The sequence below is a fragment of the Plantibacter sp. Mn2098 genome, from assembly GCF_049319745.1.
In the GTDB taxonomy this organism is placed as follows: domain Bacteria; phylum Actinomycetota; class Actinomycetes; order Actinomycetales; family Microbacteriaceae; genus Plantibacter.
This window is the reverse complement of the sequence record NZ_JBMOUH010000001.1, coordinates 266,925-286,627: the sequence shown is the minus strand read 5'-3', so window position 1 is coordinate 286,627 and position 19,703 is coordinate 266,925. Positions and strand designations below refer to the sequence as shown.

The window sequence follows — 19,703 nt, the reverse complement described above, 5'->3', positions numbered from 1 at the left end:
GCGGACATATGATGCACCGCCGGTCCCTGGGTCTGTCGACGGGACGCTTCGACAAGCTCAGCGACCGGGCTCGCCCACCCGCCGGTCCCTGAGCCTGTCGAAGGGCCCACGGACCTCGGTCCCTGAGCTTGTCGAAGGGCCACTACGCGGAACGCCGACGGCGCACACCCACAACAACGATCCCGAACCCGGCCAACACCAGTCCGGCGACGAACGCCGAAACCGAATCGACGCCCGTCTTCCCCAACCCGACCGGCCCGGCGCCCGCCCCTGACCCGGTGCCAGGCTGGGTCGGCTGCGACGGCACCACCACGTCGGTCCCAGCCACCGTGATCACGAACTCGAACTGCACCTCGTCCTCCTGGAACGCGTTCGGCGCACCGGCCGCGAGCCCGACCGCGATCTGGAGCCGCACATCGCCTGGCGGGATCGCATCGATGACCCGAATGACGCCGTCATCGCGCAGCAGCTGTGTCAGGGGCATCGTCGTCGCGGGTCCGCCCGGCGTGGACAGCGTCACCGACAGCAGCCCCTCGAACGTCGACGGCGCGCTCAACGCCCGCGCGCGCACGTCCAACGGCCCGTTGACCCCCGCGCCGTGCCGGATCCGGTAGGCGTCGGTGATCTGCCCGCTGGGCACCACCTGTTGCCCGACGAAGAGGTGCCCGGTCGACGCCGGGGTGACACCGTCATCGAGGGTGATCGTCCAGCTGCGATCGTCGGCAGCCGCCGCAGGAACCGCCACAGGAGCCGCCACCGCCGCACCACCGCTGATCCCCGCCCACATCGCCCCGAGCACCAGCACGGCCACGGTCACCGCCACACCGCCACGCGCCACCCGTCGTGCGGCCCCCACCCGCCCGCTCATCGACGTCCCCTGCCCATCACTGCAGCACGATCTCGACGGACAGGTCGGCCGGCGGCGCGACGGTCCCGGTCCACGCCACCACCACCCAGATCATCTGGTTCCCGGACAGGTTCCCGTAGAGCGTTGCCGGGGTCGCCGCCGTCGCCGTCATCGTCACGTTCGACGGCACCGGGTTGCAGACGAGGAGCGCGAGCACCCCGCACTCCTGGGCCAGCCAGGATCCGACGGAACCCCATCCGCTCGTCGCCATGGTGCGCGCCGTGTAGGTGACCGGCGCGGTCGTCGAACCGGCCCACGGGTTGGGTGAGAACGCCGAGGCGAATCCGACCGGGGTCGTCGCGACGGTGCATCCGGCGAGGAGCAGGCTCGTCGCCCAGGTGCACTGCGGCGCTGGATCGACCGCTGTCGCCGCCGACGAGCGGTTCCCACCGACCATCCAGGCGTAACGTCGAAGGTCTCCGCCGGGCCCGAGCACCACGACCGAAGCGCTGACCGACGCCGCAGTGGACAGGCTCGCCAGCTGTGCGCCGAGGGTGCCTGCCGCGTTCGGGTTCAGTCTGGACGTCGGTCCGAGCGTCGTGTCGCTGCCCGTGCTCCACGACCGCCCCACCGCGGTTGACGGATTCGACCAGCCCATCACGCGGAGCGAGTCGCCGACCATCGCCGCAGCCGTGGGGTCCTGGCAGCTCCACACGCGGGCGGTGAGCGTCTTGTCGCCACCGGCAGCGTTCCACGCCGTGGTGTTGGCGACGGGGATGATCGCCATCTGCGTCGTCGGCGAGGACGTGAGCGGTGTGAGGGTGCCCAGGCTGACGACGGCGCTGTTCGCCGCCGGATCGGGCGAGATGCACCAGGCGCCGGCCCCACCGGTGCTCGCGGCGGGCGCGAGGGACGCCTGGAAGTATGCCCCGGTCGATGCGGTGGGCAGGAACAGCAGCACCACGAGCATCGCGAGGGCCGTTGTGATGGCGGCCGTTTTGGACCGTCCGAATCGCGACGTCGGCCGTCCGGCCGTCGTTTCATCCCGCTGCGCCCCGCTCACGCCTGGGACCTCGGCAATTGTGTGAGGTTCACCGTGGGCGTGAAGCTGAAGATGGGGGACACGTCGGTCGTGGAACTCCGGATCGAGTTGAGCGGCGCGAGCCCGGCGGCCGACAGCTGGAACGTGACGAGGACGACCGCCGACTCGCCCGGCAGCAAAGTCACCGCCGTGGACAGCGGAGGCGAGCACACGATCCCCGATGCGGTGACGCAGCCGGTAGTCGTCACCCCGCGCGACACCGAGCCCTTCGTGACGGTCGAGGACACCGACAAGTACGGCAGAGCCGCAGCGTAGGCCGCCGCATCCGTGACCGTACTCGCGAATGTGAGCGTCACATCGGCCAGGAACGATGCGGGCGCCGTCGCCCCCGTCGCCTGGGAGGTGTTGGTCACGGTATAGCTGAACGACTGCGCCTTGACGCCGGGGATCATCCCGGACGACCCGGGCCGGATGACGATGTTCGCCGGCGGCGCGCCGCCGATCGTCGGATACGCAACCGTTGCCGCGGAGATCGTCCCGAGGAGCGAACCACTCGTGACGAGTGTCGCCTGGCCGTTCTGCGAGCCGCCCCACGAGGCCTGCGTCATCGCACCGCTGAAGAGGAGCACACCGACCGTCGCAGCGGCCGCGGCAACGACCAACGGCCGCTTCGCGAGCGGCACGGTCCGTGCCCGACGGCCCGGCCGCGGTTCATCCCGCAACCGTTCCCTCTGCGACCCTCGTGTCATCGGAACCCCCGTTCCACACGTCCGCGGCACCAGCCGAGAGGCCGCCGCCGCGGACGTGCTGTGCGGCCCGTTCCGGACCGCCTGCAGCAACTGTTACGGGACCGCCGGAGTGATCGGGATCTGCGTCAGTGTGTAGCTTCCGGTGAAGTTCGTCGTGAGCGCCTTCGTCGTGTTGTCGACCGACGCACCCCACGGGAACGTGACTGTGATGACCACGGGGATCGAGGTCGTCCCTGTCGTCACCGTGATCGGGTTGCCCGGCGTGTAGGCGACGCCGTTGACCGTGTATCCGACGGTGAGTGCCGAGCTCAGCGCGTTGGTCGGCGGTGCGACCCTGGTGAGGGCGAAGGTGGCCTTGTTGTTCGTTCCGGTGATCGTCACTGGGACGCTGATCGTGTTCGTGAGCACGTCGCCGGGCACAACGAGCTGGTTCGTGTAGGTGACCCCGGTCAGCTGCGCCGTGCCGACTGGCAGATCCGCGGCCTTCTGCTGGAGGCTCCAGCCGGTGCCATCGGTGATGGTGCCGAAGTGCAGATCACCGGAGGCGATGGTCGTCACCGCTCCGGTCTTGGTGTCGTTCCAGTACGCCAGCGTGCCGGCGCCGCCGAGCAACAACGCCACCCCCGCGGTGCCTGCGACCGCAGCTTTGGTGATCTTTTTCATGCTGTCCCCCATTCATGGGCCAAGTTCTTGCGCTCACCGTACGGAGCGGTCGGAAGGGGGACCACAGTAGTTTCCGCTGAGGTTCTACTCAGCCGATCAGCCGACTACCGAGGCAGGTCGATGGGCTGGGTGTCGGGGAGGTCTGGTTCCGGGTCCGGGTCGTCCGCGTCCGGGTCGTCCGCGTCCGAGTCTCCTGCATCCGCGTCGGGTTCGGGTGCCTGCTCGACGCCAGCGGCCCCGCTCCCCCGACCCTTGCGGTCCACGACCGCCCGCACCACGAGGTATCCGGCGTAGGCCAACAGCGCGACCCCGAGTGCCTGCGCGATCCACGTCCGCTGCTGCGCCGATCCCAGCTCCGTCACATACCCGACGTAGGGGATGCCGAACCAGACGACGCCGCGCACCTGCTCCTTGCGGACGGGAGCTGCGTCTTCCGAGGTGTTGGCGTCGCCTTTGGTGCGGAGTGTGACTCCCTTGTCGCCGACGTCGATGCCCACCACACGATGCGTGACGACGGTCGGCTCACCGGACTTCAGCTGGAAGGTGATGACATCGCCCTGCTTGATCTGGTCGAACGGGGTCGGCCGGACGACGACCACGGCGCCGGGCGGGTAGGTCGGCGTCATCGAGCCGGTTGCGACGGTGTACGGCGTCGCCCCCGTCACACGCGGCAGCACCACGAGCAGGAGGACGAGTCCGATCGTGATGATCGCGACGGTCCAGGCCACGACGGTCCCGACGACGCGGAGCCAGCGAGGCGTCCGTTCGCCGGGGCGAGGTCGTGCCGCATGGCGAGCCGGTTGCGGCGGCGGCGCCTCTGCCGACACCTGTGTCCGTGTCGGTTCCGGTGCCGCGACCGCGCCGACATCGCTGCTGGTCTCGATGAGCGACGCTGACATGCGCCGATCCTATGCGCACCCCGCTCCGGCGTCGCCGATCCCGACTACTGATTTTCGCCAGCGCCCTCCTGCCCGCGAGGGGAAGGACGGGGCACGGCTAGGCCGAGACCGCCTCGACGGTCTGCCGTGCGATCTCGAGCTCCTCGTTCGTGGGGACGACGAGGATCGTGACCTTCGAGTCGTCACGCGAAATCACCCGGATGCCGCGGTCATCTGATTCGTTCCGTTCCGGATCGAGACGGATACCCAAGAACTCCAGCCCGCCGACGGCCCCGGCACGGACGGCCGGCGCGTTCTCGCCGACACCGGCGGTGAACACGATGACGTCGAGCCCGCCGAGCAGCGCCAGGTACGCCCCGAGGTAGTGCTTCAGCCGATGCAGGTAGACGTCGAGCGCCACCCGCGCAGCAGCATCGCCGGCATCCGCGGCATCGCGCACGTCTCGCATGTCACCGCGGCCGGACAGGCCGAGCAGCCCGCTGCGGCGGTTGAGCAACGAATCCAGCTCGTCGAAATCGAGGCCGGCCTTGCGGTGCAGGTGGAACAGCACCGCCGGGTCGATGTCGCCTGAGCGGGTGCCCATCACGAGCCCTTCGAGCGGCGTCATGCCCATGGACGTGTCGACGGAACGACCACCGTCGACCGCGCACACCGACGCCCCGTTGCCGAGGTGGAAGACGATCTGCTTGAGGTCGTCGAGCGGGCGGTCGAGGAACGCCGCCGCGGCCTCGGACACGAACTTGTGCGAGGTGCCGTGGAACCCGTACCGCCGCACCCGATGCTTGTCGGCGAGTTCCGCATCGATCGCGTAGGTGTATGCGGCGGCCGGAAGCGTCTGATGGAACGCCGTGTCGAACACGGCGACGTGCGGCACACCGGGGAACGCCTGCTGCGCCGCCTCGATGCCCTGCAGGTTCGCCGGGTTGTGCAGCGGGGCGAGCTCCGAGAGGTCCTCGATGTTGATCTTCACGAGATCCGTGATGATCGTCGGCTCGAAGAAGCGCTTGCCGCCGTGGACCACCCGGTGGCCGACCGCGATGGGCGGGTGCTCGACGAGCGACGGACCGTGATCCTCGAACGCCTGCAGCATCACCGCGAACCCGGAGGTGTGGTCCTCGATGTCCGCGTGGATGTCCCAGCGGACGTCCGGACCCGGGTTGCCGTCGCTCTCGTACCGGTGCGTGGCGAATGAGCCGGCGTCGCCGATCCGCTCGACGAGCCCGCTCGCGAGGGTCTCCTCCGTTGCGACATCGATGAGCTGGTACTTGAACGAGGAGGAACCGGAGTTCACCACGAGGACTGTCGACATCTGCGCTGTTCCTTACTGCTGTTCGGCGGCGGGTGCGGCCTGAGCGGGAGCGGGCGCCGGAGCGGGCGCCGCCTGCCCCTGCGCCTGGATGGCCGTGATCGCGACCGTGTTGACGATGTCCTGGACGAGGGCCCCGCGCGACAGGTCGTTGATCGGCTTGTTGAGCCCCTGCAGGACCGGGCCGATCGCCACGGCGCCGGCCGACCGCTGCACGGCCTTGTAGGTGTTGTTGCCCGTGTTGAGGTCGGGGAAGATGAAGACCGTCGCGCGGCCGGCGACCTGCGAGTCCGGCATCTTCGTCGCAGCGACCGCCGCATCAGCTGCAGCGTCGTACTGGATGGGGCCCTCGACGAGGAGGTCAGGGCGGCGCTCCCGCACCTGTTCGGTCGCCGACCGCACCTTCTCCACATCCGCACCGGAACCGGACGTGCCGGTGGAGTAGGAGAGCATCGCGATGCGCGGGTCGATCCCGAACTGCACAGCCGTCTGCGCGGAGGAGATGGCGATGTCCGCCAGCTGCGCATCGGTCGGGTCCGGGTTCACGGCGCAGTCGCCGTAGACCAGGACGCGATCGGCGAGCGCCATGAGGAACACGCTCGACACGACGGAGACGCCCGGCTTCGTCTTGATGATCTCGAACGACGGGCGGATGGTGTGCGCCGTGGTGTGGCTGGCGCCGGACACCATGCCGTCGACGAGGCCGAGGTGCACCATCATGGTGCCGAAGTAGGAGACGTCGGTGACGACATCGGCCCCCATCTCGAGCGTCACGCCCTTGTGCGCGCGGAGGCGCGTGTACTCCTCCGCGAACCGCTGCCGCAGCACGGCGTCGAACGGGCTGACGATCTTCGCCTTGCTGAGGTCGATGCCGAGGCCGATGGCGCGCGAACGCACCTCGATCTCCTCACCAAGGATGGTCAGATCGACCACCTCACGGGCGAGGAGGGTTCCGGCGGCGCGGAGGATGCGGTCGTCATCGCCCTCGGGGAGGACGATGTGCTTGCGGTCCGAGCGTGCGCGCTCCAGCAGGCCGTACTCGAACATGAGCGGGGTGACGACGTCCGCACGGGCGACGTCGAGGAGTTCGAGGAGCTGCGCGGAGTCGACGCTCTGCTCGAACAACGCCAACGCGGTGTCGTACTTGCGCTGCGAGTCCGCGGCGAGGCGGCCCCGCGTGTGCATGACCCGCACGGCCGTGTCGTACGTGCCGAGCTCGGTGCTGACGATCGGGAGCGACATCCCGAGGCCCTCGACCAGCCGGACGACGGGCTCCGGCAGGTCGAAACCGCCGTTCAGCACAACCCCGGCGATGGACGGGAAGTTGCCGGACGCGTTGGCCATGAGTGCCGCGAGGAGCACCTCGGAGCGGTCACCCGGGATCACGAGGACGGCGCCCTCGGTGAGGCGCGGGAGGACGTTGACCATCGACATGCCCGCCACGACGACGCCGAGCGCCTCACGGCTGAGGAGCGCTTCGCTGCCCATCAGGAGGGTGCCGTCGACGGCGTCGAGGATGCTGCCCATCGTCGGGGCGATGAGGAAGGTGTCCTCTGGGACGGCCCACACGGGGATGTCGGTGCGGGCCGCGCGGCCCTCCGGCTGGGCGTCGACGTCTTCACCCGCGAGGCGGCGGCGCACCCTGGCGCGCACCCGCTGGCGGAGGCTGGTCTGCGCGACGGGCGGCAGCGCATCCTCGATCGCCTCTTCGATCTCGTCGAGACGGTCCGGATCCGCCCGATTGGCGACCACCGCGAGCAGCTGCGCGTGCGCATCGGTCAGCTCGATGATGGCGAGCTCTGCGATGTGCCGCATGTCCGCCGGGGTGCGGGACTCGGACTGGCCGAGCTGCTCGCCGGAGCCCTGACCCGCGCGGCCGCCGAGGACGAGGAGCACGGGGGCGCCGAGGTTCGTGGCGATGCGGGCGTTGTAGCCGAGCTCCGTCGGGCTGCCGACGTCGGTGTAGTCGGAGCCGAGGATCACGACGGCGTCGCACTGGGCCTCGATGCGCTTGTAGCGCTCCACGATGCGGGACAGTGCCGCCTCGGGGTCCGCGTGGACGTCGTCGTAGCTGACGCCGATGCAGTCGTCGTAGCTGAGGTCGACGCCGTCGTGTTCGAGCAGCATCTGCAGCACGTAGTCGGGGTCCGTGGTGGACCTCGCGATGGGGCGGAACACCCCCACACGCTCGATCTGATGGCTCAGGGTGTCGAGCACCCCGAGCGCGATGGTCGACTTGCCGGAGTGCCCCTCGGCGGAGATGATGTAGATGCTTCGCGCCACGGGTCAAGCCTATTGCGGCAGGGTGTGCGCTCGCTGGGCGTCTGCTGATCGGTCGGCGCGTCGTGACGTCGGCGTGTGCCGGCTCGCTCGGATGCCGCCGGAGACGATGCGGGGACGAAGCGGGGAACCGACCCGGGGAACGAAAAGACTCCCCGCGCACCCGCCAGAGCCCGGTTACCCTTGCTACGTTTCCGTCCTGGGGGAGTTGGCCTGGATGGCGCCACGCGGGGAGCCGTCAACCAGTGTACCCGAGCGACCGGCCCCATCGCACACGCCCTCCGAATGCCCTGCGAACCGGTTGCACCCCGACAGCCGTCGGGCTTGACTGGAGCGTGCTGATCACACGCCAACTCAGGGAGGCACGGATGTCGAGAGTCGTTGTTGCAGGCGGACACGGAGCGATCGCGATGCATCTGCAGGGGATGCTCGTCGACGCGGGACACGAGGCGGTGGGGATCATCCGCAACGCCGATCACGTCGCCGACCTGGTCGACGTCGGGTCGAGCCCGGTGGTCCTCGACCTGGAGTCGATCAGCGCCGACCAGCTGGCGATCGAGCTGCGCGGGGCGGACGTCGTCGTGTTCGCTGCCGGCGCCGGTGCCGGCAGCTCGGCCGAGCGCAAGCAGACGGTCGACCGTGACGGCGCGATCCTGCTGGCCGATGCCGCCGAGCTCGCGGGAGTGCCGCGGTACCTGCTCGTCTCCTCGATGGGCGCCGACCGATTCGATCCGGCCTCCGACGACATCTTCCAGGTGTACCTGCGCGCGAAGGCGGAGGCTGATGCGGACATCCGCGCCCGCGCCATCGACTGGACGATCGTCCGACCCGGAGGGCTGACCGACGACGCCGGGACCGGTCTGGTGCACGTCGAGGCCGATGGCCCGCGTGGCAGCATTCCGCGGGAGGACGTCGCCAGGGTGCTGCTCGCGATCATCGAGTCCGGCGCCGCGTCCCGTCGGCAGTTCACGGTGACCTCCGGTCCCGACCCGCGTCCCGTCCCGGAGGCGCTCGCCGCCCTCTAGTCCTCGTCGTCTCGTCCTCGTCGCCAGCTCGCGAACTGTCACTCGTGGCGGTTTCCAGCCCGCCACACCGACCACAACTGCCAGCTCGCGAGCTGACGGTTGTGGCTGGATACAGCCCGGCAGAACCGCCACGAGTGACAGTTCGCGGGCTGTGGGACGGCTAGGGGGCCGTTGCGGGAGGGGACTGGCTAGGATCGGAGCACGTGGAACAGTCGCGATGTTGCGGCTGCGGACCAATGAAGCGAGGCCAGACATGGACGAACGCTACGATCCCGCGTTCCAACGCGGCTCAGGGGGTGAGCCGGGCGAACAGCCCGGACGCACGATCAACACGCCCGCGAACGGAACCCCTCGCCGGCATCCGATCCACGACGACAACCACCGCAGATCCCTCGGATCCTCCCGCGTCCACGGCGAGACGGCCGGCTCGATGCGGCGCGGCGCGGCTGCCGAGCGGGTCGACGCAACAGCCCAACGTGCAGCCCAGCGTCCGGAGCATCTGCCGGCAGATCACCGGGCGACTCCCCCGCTCGATGCGGATGCCGAAGCCGCAGACGCGCCGGTCGGCATCGACATCTTCCGCAGCGTCGGCGCCGTCCCCACGTCCAGCGCCGACGCCGACGCGACCCTGAGCCAAGACGGCACCGCTGCGAACGCCGTCACCGATGCAGGAGCCGACGAGGCGGGCGAGCCGAACGAACCGCTGCTGCTCGACGGCTACGGCGACTCCCTCGACGCTCCCCGGCCCCGCGGTCGCCGCAACCCGTGGGAGGGCGCGCTGTGGTTCATCGGCGCCGCCTTGACCGTCATCGGCGGCAGCGCCCTGTGGCAGTCCTTCCAGATGCTCAACCGCTCATACAGCTGGGAGGACGGCCCCCCGGCGGACTACGCGGTGTACCAATTCGCGAGCGCGATCGCACCCGGATTCCTGACGCTGGGCATCGCGACCCTCATCGGGCTCCTGTTCGCCAGAATGCTCAGCACCGAACGAAAGGCCAGGGCATGACTGACCGCATCGTCGACCCCGACCGCACCGTCGAGACCGACACGACGTTCGCGCCAGGCGGCCCTGCCGATCCGACACCGCCGGCGACGCCCCTCGACGCAGAGCGGTTCCGGGTGCTCTCTGAGCGCATCCTGTCGAACATCGAACAGGTCCTCGACGGCAAACCGTACGCCGGTCGTATGGCACTCATCGTGCTCCTGGCAGAGGGTCATCTGCTGATCGAGGACGTCCCCGGCGTCGGCAAGACCGTCCTCGCGAAAGCCCTCGCCGCATCGGTCAGCTGCACCGTGCGTCGCATCCAGTTCACCCCGGACCTCCTGCCGTCCGACGTGACGGGCGTCTCGGTCTTCAACCAGGTCGACCGCGAGTTCGAGTTCAAACCGGGCGCCGTGTTCGCGAACATCGTCATCGCCGACGAGATCAACCGATCCTCCCCGAAGACCCAGTCGGCACTCCTGGAGTCGATGGAGGAGCGCCAGGTCACGGTCGACGGCGCGACCCATCACCTGCCGACGCCGTTCTCCGTCGTCGCCACGCAGAACCCGCTCGAGATGGAGGGCACCTACGCGCTCCCCGAGGCGCAGCGCGACCGGTTCATGGCACGCATCTCGATGGGGTACCCGGATGCTGCGGCCGAGGCGGCGATGCTGCGCCAACGCGACACCGTCAACCCGCTCGAGACGATGCAGGCGGTCGTCACGCGGGCGGAGGTCGAGCAGTTGATCGACTGGGCGCGCGGTGTGTACGTGTCCCCCATCGTCGAGCAGTACACGGTGTCGCTCGTGCAGGCCACCCGCCATCACACGGAGCTGCGCCTCGGCGCGAGCCCGCGCGCGACCCTGCAACTCGTGCGGGCCGCGAAGGTGCTCGCGGCACTCGAAGGCCGCGAATTCGTGCTGCCGGACGACATCAGCCACCTGCTGGGTCCCGTGCTCACCCATCGCCTCATCCCCACCAGGCGAGCGGTCAGCGCCCACGACCGCTCCGGGACGCAGGCGGTCACCGACGTCCTGCAGGAGATCCTCGGATCGACGCCCGTTCCCCGGTCAGGACGAGCGGACTGACGGCCGCGGACCGAGGCGCACGATGACATCGGCTGGGCGAGCAGGAACGGGCGGCGCGGACGCACGACGCGGCGCGACCGCACGGCGCAGCGATGCGCGCACACCCGAGCGGCGCACACCCGACCGGCGAGCGCCCGGATCCCGCCGGAACCCGCTCACCCGGCGGGCGGCGGCCGTGCTCATCGCCGCAGCCCTGTGCCTGTTCTTCGCGCATCAGCTCGGTTCGCAGGAGTTGTTGGCCATGTCCGGGCTGCTCGTCGGCCTCGTCGCCGCCGGGTTCGGGTCCGTGTATCTCGGACGCGGATCGCTCCGCGTCGAGCGGACGACGGAACCGGATGTCGTGACCGTCGGCCAGCAGACGAGGGTCCGCGTGGACATCACGGAGACGAGCGCACTCCCCCACAGCCACACGGAATGGCGCGACCGCATCCCGCCCGGCCTCCGCGGCGCGGCCAGCGGGATCCTGCCGAGTGCCGGGGCGACCGTCGGCATCCGGGCGCGGACGAGGACGGCCGTGTATCCGGTCGTCGCGCTCCGTCGGGGTGAGCACGTCGTCGGCCCGCTCGCCCTGGCCGTGCGCGACCCGTTCGGGCTCGTCGTGCGCAAGCAGAGCGTCGGCGCGACCCACGTCGTCACCGTTCTGCCGGAGGTGTTCCCACTACCGGAGATCCCGGCGCTCACCGCGAGCAGGGATGGTTCGTCGAAGCCTGCGCCGCTGCACGTGGGTGTCGGCGAGGACGACCTCATCGCCAGGCCGTACCTGCCCGGGGACGCGATCCGACGCCTGCACTGGCGTGCCAGCGCGCACCGCGGCGAGCTGATGGTGCGGCAGGAGGAGCATCGCAACAATCCGGAGGCGACACTCGTGATCGACGCGTCCGTGCGGAACTGGGCGCAGCTGGGCGACCGGGCGGCGCAGTACGACCGGTCGGCGTTCCTGCCGGGGTTCGAGCGCGCCGTGTCGTTGACGGCCTCGATCGCCGCACACCTGGTCGATGCCGGATATCGGCTCTCCCTGCTGGGCGCCGGTGTGGACGAGCTGTCGCGTGAGATCGGCGGGGCCGATGCGGACGACGCGATCGAGGCGGCGATGCTCGACCTCGCCGTCCTGACGCCGACGCAGGGCGACAGCCGCTTCCTCGACCTCTCCCCCGTGCTCTCCAGCGCACGTCCGCAACCGCTCGTGGTCGTCGCCGGCGATCTCAATGAAGCCGATGCGGCGGAGCTCGCCTCGCTCTCGCGGTTCTCCCCGCTCCCGGTCGCCCTCCTGCCGTCCGGGGCGTCGCCGCGATCCATCGACATCCTGCAGCTCGCGGGCTGGCGTTGCCACATCGGCAACCGGACCGATGACTTTGCGTCGCTGTGGCTCGGGACGCTGATCCCCGCTGCGAGGGCCGGACGATGAGCCGCACGACGAACGACCGGCCCGACGCGCGGGAGGTCCCCCGACGTCCGTCCTTCGCCGAGATCGAGACCGGTGCCGATGGCGCCCCGCTGGATCCGAGGGTCGCCCGCCGCACCGAGCAGCGCGCCGCCCGCAGCCGCGCCCGCGACACCGCGACGGAAGGCGACCTGCGTCTCGCCGTCGCATCGTTCCTCCTCCTCGCGCTCGGCGGGCTCGGCTTCGGCCGGGTCATCGAACGCCTCGACTGGTGGTTCGTCACGCTCCTCGTGATGGCCGTGATCCTCGGCGTCGCGGTCACCCTCAGGCACACGGGCCTGAACCGGGTGTTCGTGTGGATCGGCGTGGTCGTCGGCGCCGTCGCCATCGTCACGCTCCTGTTCGCGCCGGGAACCGCCATCGCCGGCGTCATCCCGACCTCCGGCACCCTCCGCGCCTTCGCAGCGCTCAGGGACGCCGGTTTCACGGCGTTCCGCGAGGGCGCCGCTCCTCTCGACTCCTCCAGCGGCCTCATCTTCATCATGGCCGCGGGCGGAGCCATCGTGACCGTCGTCGTCACGGCGCTCGTTCTCGGCCTGCACGCGCCGGTGTGGGCCGGAGTGCTCGTCGCGGCCGTCTACGCGGCTCCCGCGATCGCCGTCTCCGTCGACGTGAACCCCGTCCTGTTCGCGATGCTCGCAGCCGCGTTCCTCTGGCTCCTCCGGGAGGACGTCAAACGGCGCGACCGCATCGCATCGACCATCACCCGCCGTCAATCCGGTGGCGCGGCGCCGGCGTTCATCGTGAGCGCCATCGCCATCGTCGTCGCCCTCCTCACCCCCGTGCTGCTGCCAGGCATCGCCTCCACAGACACCCCGGCCGGTGCGCGAGGGACCGGGCCGTTCGCCGGCGGCATCAATCCGCTCATCTCCCTGGGGCAGAACCTCAGGCAGCCGCAGAACACGACCGCCCTCGAATACACCACAACGGCGATCTCCGCCCCCTACCTCAAGGTGACCGACCTGCACGAGTTCAGCGGGGCGGTGTGGGCGCCGGACAACGCCGGATACGAGGTCGGCAACACGATCGACGCGTTCCCGACCCCGCAGGGCCTCAGCCCCGACATCACCACGGACGACTTCACCACGAACATCACGATCGAGTCCCTCGCGAGCCCCTGGCTGCCCATCCCCTACCCGACCACGAAGGTGAAGGGCCTCGAGGGCGACTGGCGATGGGAGGGCGCCGGGCTCACCGCGATGGGACAGGGCGCCTCCACGAACCGGCAGACCTACGCGGCGACGAGCCTCGCCGTGATGCCGACCGCGCAGCAGATGCGGAACGCGCCGCCGCTCGCCGACCAGTCCGCGTTCGCACCGTACCTGGCGCTGCCGGATGCGATGCCGCCCATCATCGAACAGACCACACTCGACGTCACCGCGACCGCATCGACCGCCTACGACCGGGCGATCGCCCTGCAACGGTACTTCCGCGGCAACTTCGAATACTCCGAGACCGCGCCCGTCGAGCAGGGATTCGACGGGAGCGGCGCCGGCGTCATCGCGATCTTCCTCGAACGCAAATCCGGCTACTGCGTGCACTTCTCCTCCGCGATGGCCGTGATGGCCAGGCAACTCGGCATCCCGTCGCGCATCGCCATCGGCTACCTGCCAGGCAACGCGGCGTCCGATGCGACCGCGACCGGCAAGGAGAAGGTGTACGTCGTCACCTCCAACCAGCTGCACGCCTGGCCAGAGCTGTACTTCGAGGGCATCGGCTGGGTGCCGTTCGAGCCGACGGCGAGCCGCGGCACCGCGACCTCCTTCGCCGACGCGAGCACCACGACCCCCGGCCAGACCGGGCCGATCACGGCGCCGACGACCGGCCCGACCCGCGACCCGTCCATCCCCGCCGACCGCGGCAACACGGGCACGGCGCAGTCCGCGCAGCAGAGCGCGCTGCCGCAGGCGCTGCTGCCAGGGGCGATCGTCCTCGGCGTGCTCGTGCTGCTGGCCGTGCCGGTTGCTGCGCGGGGCATCGTGCGCGTGCTCCGGCGCCGGCGAGGCGAACGCGACGGCGCTGGTGGGCCTGCTGGGGCCGCCTGGAGCGAATTCCTCGCGAACGCCGTGGACCTCGGGTTCCCGGTGACGCTGTCCGAGTCGCCGAGGTCGTTCGTCCAGCGGTTGCAGACGCAGTTCCAGGTGGAGGCGCCGGAGATCGATGCGCTGCTCGCGCTCGTCGAGCGGGAGAGCTACGCCGGGCCCGGTGGGGTCGGGAGGGCGCGCGGTGCCGGCGCTCCGATGCCTGCTGGAACCGCTCGCACGTGGGCCGGTGAGGTGTCGCGCGCACTGGACGACGCGACCGGTGCGCTCCGGGCCACCTGCACGCCGATGGAGCGGTTCCTCGGCACGTTCTTCCCGCGGTCGCTCATCGTCCGCTCCACGGACCGCCCCGTCCCCGGTGCCGGCCCCGTGCTCTAGTCCTGTTCGCAATTCCGGAATTCATGGGGCTGAAGTGACGAAATTGCAGGAATTCGGCCAAAATCGGCTGATTCTCGCCGATAGTTCCGGAATTCTGGACGGGACCAGGGGCGGAAGGCGGCTAAACGGTGCCGATGCAGTGCGACGCTGGGAGGATGCGGGGACGATGCGGAGAGCCGGGTGGCGCGAGCACCCCGCGCGGTCCGGTAGTATGCTCTGAGGCCGTTCTGCGGAACAGCCGGCCAGGAGAATTCGCCTAGTGGCCTATGGCGCACGCTTGGAAAGCGTGTTGGGTTAACGCCCTCGGGGGTTCGAATCCCCCATTCTCCGCCACCCACGAAAGCCCCAGACCACACCGGTCCGGGGCTTTCGTCATGCACGCGGGTGACGCGAGAGGCGGCAGATTGTCGTTGCGAGCGCGATTCGACGACGAGATGCCTCCCCTCGCGGGAACCGGGGTGCGCGTCGGCGCTCAGTTCACTGGCAGTGCTCCTCGAAGCGCGTCGAGCTGCGTCTGGTCATCCGGCGCGAACACGAACGGTCCGTGCAGCACGAGCTGCCCCTCGACGATCCCGAACCCGCTCACCGCATCCAGGAAGGATGCGTAATCGTCAGACGACGCGAAGTGGTACGCGCGCACGTTGCCACCGGCGAATGTGCAGGTACCCCACTCGGTCACGTACGGCGCGACCTCACTGGCCCGCGCGTAGCCGTCGCAACCGGCCGCGGCGGCAGTCTCGCCGAGCGTGAGCTCGACCGGCACGGCCTTCGCAGGTTCCGGCTCCTGCGTCGGCGTCGATTCCGGCGTCTTCTCCGCAATAGCCGTCGGCTGACCGGTTGTCTCCGAGGCGTCGGTCGCCGCGCATCCGGCGAGGCCCAGCATCGCGATGCCGACGATGCCGGCAATGCCGACGATCAGCAGCGGGGAACGTGAACGTGACATCGGTGGCGCCTCCAGCTGTTGGGTGTTCACCCGATTGTTGCAGGCGGGTTGAGCCGCGCGCGGCCGACCTGCCGGGTCCCCTGAGGGCCCAACATCAACGCGAGGGGAGGCAGATTGTCATTCCGGACGGGATCGGGCGGCGAAATGCCTCCCCTCGCGGACTTGCGGCGGTGCGCAAGTGCGGAGGTGCGGAGGTGCGGACTCGCGGACCTCTGGCGTCAGGCGACGGCGGCGTCCACTGCGCGCCCGGCGAGCACATCCGCGTAGGCGCCGGCCTCACGTGCGAGGTCGTCGTCGGTCAGCCCGCGGACGTCGTGCACAACGAATGGCGTCACCCACACCAGCCCGAGACGCCTCGCGGTCGCGCGCATCGGGATGAGGACGTCGTCCATCGGCCAGCCGTGGAATCCATCCGAGGCGTACATCTCCGCGGTGCCGCCGGTCGTCGTCGCGATGCGCACCGTCTTCCCGGCGAGCACACCCGGCTTCCCCGTCCCGTACGCCCAACCGCGGCTCATGACCTCGTCCAGCCAACGCTTGAGCAGCGCGGGCGGCGCGTACCAGTGCGTCGGATATTGGAGCACGATGTGATCGGCCGCTTCGAGCGCCGCGTGTTCGGCATCGAGGTCGATCGTCCCGTCCGGATACAGCGCGTAGAGGTCGCGGACCTCGACCCCGGTGACGCCGACGAGCGATGCGGCGAGCGCCGCGTTCACCCGGGAGGTGCCGAGATCGGGGTGTCCGAGGATAACGACGGTGCGTCCTTCGGTCATGGGTGTTCCTGCTTTCTGGGAGGGGTCGTGATGGGAGGGGTCGGCTTGTGATGGCCCACTCACGCCGAGCTGCAGCATCCGGCTCAGTCAGCGCACGCCGCACGCACGGCGTCCCGAGCTGCGTCCTTCGCGGCTTCGACGATGGAGCGCTCCTGTTCGAGGCGCCCGCCGGCGAGTGCGCCGTCGATGAGGAGGCCGATGTGGCGGGCGAGTCGCTCAGGGACCGCCGCGCCCGCAGCGGTCGCGAGCCCGAGGAGCCAGGCGTGCCTGGATGCGACGTGGGCACGTGTGATCGCCCGCGCATCGGAATCGAGGGTGGTCTCGACGGCTGCACTGATGAACGGGCACCCGAAGAACCCGTGGCGGTCGAAGGCGCCGAGCAGCGCATCGAACAGGCCGACGAGCTGCTCCCGCGGGTCATCGCCCGCGCGGGCGGCGTGCTCGTGCAGCTGTGCCGTCCACGAGACATCGGTCACGCGGAGATAGGCGGAGACGAGGTCCTCCTTCGAGCGGAAGTGCGCGTAGAGCGTGGACTTCGAGACGCCGGATTCCGCGATCACCTGATCGACGCCGACGCCGCGGAGCCCGTTCTCGTAGAACAGCTCGGACGCACTCGCGAGGATGCGCGCTTCCGACTGCGTCTTCCGTACCGTGGTCGCCATCGTGACCTCCTTATTCGAACAGACTAGTTCGTTCGATTAGTGACGTCAAGTGGCGACGGCGATGTGCGCGCGCGCGAGCGCGGGTCCCTGCCGCGAGCGCTATGCACCCGCGGGGCGCGCTCACGAACGCGACCCGCGGGTGCGCGAGCGCATCGCGCTGCGAAATATGGGTCATTCGTCCCACTTGTCCCCCGTATGTCGGGTTGTGCGCAACCGAAGTGCGCGCCACGATAAGAGTGGGGAGGCCGACACATGCACGAAACTGACGACGCACACGTCGTTATTCGACCGCACCTGCGCGTCTTCTGGAGTGCCGTCATCAGCACACTCATCCTCGTGATCCCGGTGTGGGGCGTCGCCTTCTGGCTCACCGGGCCGGGCGACACCGATGGCCGCGCCTGGGTCATCGTGACGGGTGCGCTCGGAACGGCCGTCCTCATCACCGCCGCCGTCCTCGGCCGGCGCCGCCAGATCGTCGTCGGGCACGACGGCTTCGTCGAACGGCCATTCATCGGCCCGACCACGACCATCCGCCGCCAGGACATCGGCCGCACCTTCTTCGTCGAGCTCAGCCACCGCGGCTCAGAAGCGACAACCGCTCAGGTGTTCGTCTGCGACGCCCAGAACCGTCCGGTGCTGCGCATGCGGAGCGATGTCTGGAGCCGCGACGCGATCGTCGCCCTGCTCGCCGCCTACGACGGACCGATCGAACGCCTCAAACGCCCCATCACGATCGACGAACTGCGCTCAGACCACCCGAGCCTGCTCAACTGGGTGGAACGGCTGCCGTGGGCGCGACCGGAGACGTTCTGAACCGCTGATGCGATGCGGGATCCGCGGCCCGTCAGATGGCTGCGGCTCTCGCGACGCAAGGCTTCGCGCAACCCGCGTCTCCCGGGCCTACAGCGACCGCCCGCTCCTACAGTTCCTTGGCGTACAGCATCGGCCCGTCCGGATCGCCGACCCGGGTGAACCCCGTGCGCTCGTAGAAGCGGTGCGCGCCCACGTTGCGCTTGTCGACCCCGAGGTGCACACCTCGCACCCCGCGCGCTGCGAGGAGCTCCGTGAACGTCTCGATGAGCCGGCGGCCGAGCCCCTGCCCCTGCGTCACCGGCAACAGGTCGATGTGCAGGTGCGCCGGATATCGCTCCAGGATCTCGGCCGGCAGCTGCTCACGCGCGGCGGCGGAGGCGATGATGGACGCCTCACGCTCCCCCGCGCCCTCCAGCGGGTGCTCATCGGCGACCGACGGCCACCAGGTGTCGACGAACCACCGGTCGAAGGCGACGGAATCCGTCGTCCCGAGCACGTATCCGATCGCACCGTCGCCGGCATCGACGAGCCGTACGAGCTCCGGATCGTGCACCAGATACGGTCCGGCGTAGATGTCCGGGAGGAGGTCGTCACTGCGGAAGTGACCCGTCGCATCGTTCCCGGAATCACCCGTGAGCGTGCAGATGCGGTAGACGTCGTCTCGGTCGGTCGGTCGATACTGGCGGATCTCGGTCACTCGGCGAGTCTAATCCCGAGAGTACGCTGGGACCGTGACATGGGTGGCCGGAACGGCACAGGATGCGATCGAACGATGGGCTCTCGTCGAGGACGGGCCCGCACTCCGCACGCCGTCGAGCGTCGTGCAACCCGTCATCGATGGCGGTCGGCCGGCGATCCTGAAGGTCGCAGCGGTCAGCGAAGAGGCCGCAGGGGCATTCGTCCTCGCGGCCTGGGACGGCGTCGGCGCGGCCGAGGTGTACCGGCTCGATGAGCACGCCGTGGTGCTCGAACGTGCGACGGGCCGCGCCGATCTGACCATCATGAGCGGCGACGGCCACGACCTCGAAGCCGTCGACGTCCTGTGCCGGACCGCCCGCTCTCTGCACGCGGCGTCACCGGATGCGGTGCGTCGCCTCACGGCCGCGGGGCACCAGCCGACCGGGCTCCGCGAGTGGTTCGGGGCGCTCGAACGCCGGGTGGTCGGGAGCGGCGGCGCCGAGCACGGTACGCCGGTCCGCAGCACGCACGCCCACAGCGCACACGACGAATTCCTGCAGCGCGCCTGGACCGTCGCCGAGACGCTGCTCACCGAGAGCGACCCCGACGACGAACGGCTCCTCCACGGCGATCTGCACCACGGCAACGTCCTCGAATTCGCGCCGGGCGACTGGCGGGCCATCGACCCGAAGTCCGTGGTCGGCGATCGCGCGTTCGACTACGCGGCGATGTTCGGGAACCCGGATGCGCGGATCGCGGCCGACCCGGAGCTGTTCCTCGATCGAGTGACCCTCGTGAGCATCCGCTCCGGTGTGCCGCGGCGGACGCTGCTGCAGTGGATCATCGCGTGGGCTGGGTTGTCTGCGGCGTGGAGTCTTGAGGACGACTCCGTGCTCGACGCCGATGCGGTGATCGGGATCGGTCGTCTCGCGGACGTCGCGCTGTGGGCCAGTCCGTCACTGGACGATCACGCCCGCGTCTCCGCGAGCACCGCCCCCTGCGGTCCCTGAGCCTGTCGAAGCGCCCGCTCCGCAACCTCAACCCCGGTCCCTGAGCTTGTCGAAGGGCCCCTGGTCCCAGCCCCTGTCAGAA

General features: G+C 69.8%; 18 protein-coding genes, 1 tRNA gene and 1 other RNA gene. 8 read left to right on the top strand and 12 right to left on the bottom strand.

Annotation, left to right across the window (positions count from 1 at the left end; all coding sequences use genetic code 11):
• Window positions 1-142: 142 nt before the first annotated feature.
• The 8 genes from ACL9RL_RS01305 to ffs all read right to left on the bottom strand — a co-directional run bounded on the left by ACL9RL_RS01305 (window position 143) and on the right by ffs (window position 8,026).
• On the bottom strand, window positions 143-868 hold the full coding sequence (locus tag ACL9RL_RS01305; protein WP_422778404.1) for a hypothetical protein: 726 nt from the start codon (window positions 866-868) through the stop codon (window positions 143-145).
• Window positions 869-884: 16 nt separating this feature from the next.
• Entirely contained in the window at window positions 885-1,910 is a 1,026-nt protein-coding gene (locus tag ACL9RL_RS01300; protein ID WP_422778403.1) for a hypothetical protein, read from the bottom strand.
• Window positions 1,907-2,572 carry a hypothetical protein gene (locus ACL9RL_RS01295; RefSeq protein ID WP_422778402.1) on the bottom strand — a complete coding sequence of 222 codons (666 nt, stop codon included), beginning with the start codon at window positions 2,570-2,572 and terminating at the stop codon, window positions 1,907-1,909. Before ACL9RL_RS01295 ends, ACL9RL_RS01300 begins: the two co-directional genes overlap by 4 nt.
• A 159-nt stretch (window positions 2,573-2,731) precedes the next feature.
• The gene (locus ACL9RL_RS01290) at window positions 2,732-3,301 is read right to left on the bottom strand and encodes an alternate-type signal peptide domain-containing protein (protein ID WP_422778401.1); all 570 of its coding nucleotides are present in this window, start codon (window positions 3,299-3,301) and stop codon (window positions 2,732-2,734) included.
• 104 nt (window positions 3,302-3,405) lie between these two features.
• Window positions 3,406-4,200: a signal peptidase I gene (locus ACL9RL_RS01285; RefSeq protein WP_422778400.1), complete on the bottom strand. Its 795-nt coding sequence runs from the start codon at window positions 4,198-4,200 to the stop codon at window positions 3,406-3,408.
• 97 nt (window positions 4,201-4,297) lie between these two features.
• Window positions 4,298-5,509 (bottom strand): acetate/propionate family kinase, encoded by a 1,212-nt coding sequence (locus ACL9RL_RS01280; RefSeq protein ID WP_422778399.1) that lies wholly within the window; start codon window positions 5,507-5,509, stop codon window positions 4,298-4,300.
• 12 nt (window positions 5,510-5,521) lie between these two features.
• Complete coding sequence (gene pta, locus ACL9RL_RS01275; RefSeq protein WP_422778398.1) at window positions 5,522-7,789, bottom strand: phosphate acetyltransferase; 2,268 nt, start codon at window positions 7,787-7,789, stop codon at window positions 5,522-5,524.
• Window positions 7,790-7,929: 140 nt separating this feature from the next.
• Window positions 7,930-8,026, bottom strand: an RNA gene (ffs, locus tag ACL9RL_RS01270) — signal recognition particle sRNA small type.
• 128 nt (window positions 8,027-8,154) lie between these two features.
• Between ffs and ACL9RL_RS01265 the strand changes: the two genes are divergently transcribed.
• The 6 genes from ACL9RL_RS01265 to ACL9RL_RS01240 all read left to right on the top strand — a co-directional run bounded on the left by ACL9RL_RS01265 (window position 8,155) and on the right by ACL9RL_RS01240 (window position 15,075).
• Entirely contained in the window at window positions 8,155-8,811 is a 657-nt protein-coding gene (locus ACL9RL_RS01265; RefSeq protein ID WP_422778397.1) for an SDR family oxidoreductase, read from the top strand.
• 253 nt (window positions 8,812-9,064) lie between these two features.
• On the top strand, window positions 9,065-9,817 hold the full coding sequence (locus tag ACL9RL_RS01260; RefSeq protein WP_422778396.1) for a hypothetical protein: 753 nt from the start codon (window positions 9,065-9,067) through the stop codon (window positions 9,815-9,817).
• Window positions 9,814-10,881, top strand: coding sequence for an AAA family ATPase (locus ACL9RL_RS01255; RefSeq protein WP_422778395.1), 1,068 nt, complete (start codon window positions 9,814-9,816; stop codon window positions 10,879-10,881). The genes ACL9RL_RS01260 and ACL9RL_RS01255 overlap by 4 nt, the downstream gene beginning before the upstream one ends.
• A 22-nt stretch (window positions 10,882-10,903) precedes the next feature.
• Window positions 10,904-12,286 carry a DUF58 domain-containing protein gene (locus tag ACL9RL_RS01250; RefSeq protein WP_422778394.1) on the top strand — a complete coding sequence of 461 codons (1,383 nt, stop codon included), beginning with the start codon at window positions 10,904-10,906 and terminating at the stop codon, window positions 12,284-12,286.
• Window positions 12,283-14,742 carry a transglutaminaseTgpA domain-containing protein gene (locus ACL9RL_RS01245; RefSeq protein ID WP_422778393.1) on the top strand — a complete coding sequence of 820 codons (2,460 nt, stop codon included), beginning with the start codon at window positions 12,283-12,285 and terminating at the stop codon, window positions 14,740-14,742. Before ACL9RL_RS01250 ends, ACL9RL_RS01245 begins: the two co-directional genes overlap by 4 nt.
• Window positions 14,743-14,987: 245 nt before the next feature.
• Window positions 14,988-15,075: transfer RNA gene (locus ACL9RL_RS01240), tRNA-Ser, on the top strand.
• A gap of 139 nt (window positions 15,076-15,214) precedes the next feature.
• On the opposite strand, the gene ACL9RL_RS01235 is transcribed toward ACL9RL_RS01240, so the two are convergent.
• The 3 genes from ACL9RL_RS01235 to ACL9RL_RS01225 form a co-directional block, all read right to left on the bottom strand.
• Entirely contained in the window at window positions 15,215-15,685 is a 471-nt protein-coding gene (locus ACL9RL_RS01235) for a hypothetical protein (protein ID WP_422778392.1), read from the bottom strand.
• A gap of 218 nt (window positions 15,686-15,903) precedes the next feature.
• Window positions 15,904-16,458 (bottom strand): NAD(P)H-dependent oxidoreductase, encoded by a 555-nt coding sequence (locus tag ACL9RL_RS01230; RefSeq protein WP_422778391.1) that lies wholly within the window; start codon window positions 16,456-16,458, stop codon window positions 15,904-15,906.
• 83 nt (window positions 16,459-16,541) lie between these two features.
• Window positions 16,542-17,120: a TetR/AcrR family transcriptional regulator gene (locus tag ACL9RL_RS01225; RefSeq protein WP_422778390.1), complete on the bottom strand. Its 579-nt coding sequence runs from the start codon at window positions 17,118-17,120 to the stop codon at window positions 16,542-16,544.
• 252 nt (window positions 17,121-17,372) lie between these two features.
• On the opposite strand from ACL9RL_RS01225, the gene ACL9RL_RS01220 reads away from it, so the two are divergent.
• Window positions 17,373-17,933 carry a hypothetical protein gene (locus tag ACL9RL_RS01220; protein ID WP_422778389.1) on the top strand — a complete coding sequence of 187 codons (561 nt, stop codon included), beginning with the start codon at window positions 17,373-17,375 and terminating at the stop codon, window positions 17,931-17,933.
• Between the two features lie 106 nt (window positions 17,934-18,039).
• Here ACL9RL_RS01220 and ACL9RL_RS01215 read toward each other — a convergent pair whose 3' ends face one another.
• Window positions 18,040-18,630, bottom strand: a complete 591-nt coding sequence (locus ACL9RL_RS01215) for a GNAT family N-acetyltransferase (RefSeq protein WP_422778388.1) — start codon at window positions 18,628-18,630, stop codon at window positions 18,040-18,042.
• 34 nt (window positions 18,631-18,664) lie between these two features.
• Between ACL9RL_RS01215 and ACL9RL_RS01210 the strand changes: the two genes are divergently transcribed.
• Complete coding sequence (locus ACL9RL_RS01210) at window positions 18,665-19,621, top strand: aminoglycoside phosphotransferase family protein (RefSeq protein ID WP_422778387.1); 957 nt, start codon at window positions 18,665-18,667, stop codon at window positions 19,619-19,621.
• Window positions 19,622-19,703 lie beyond the last annotated feature (82 nt).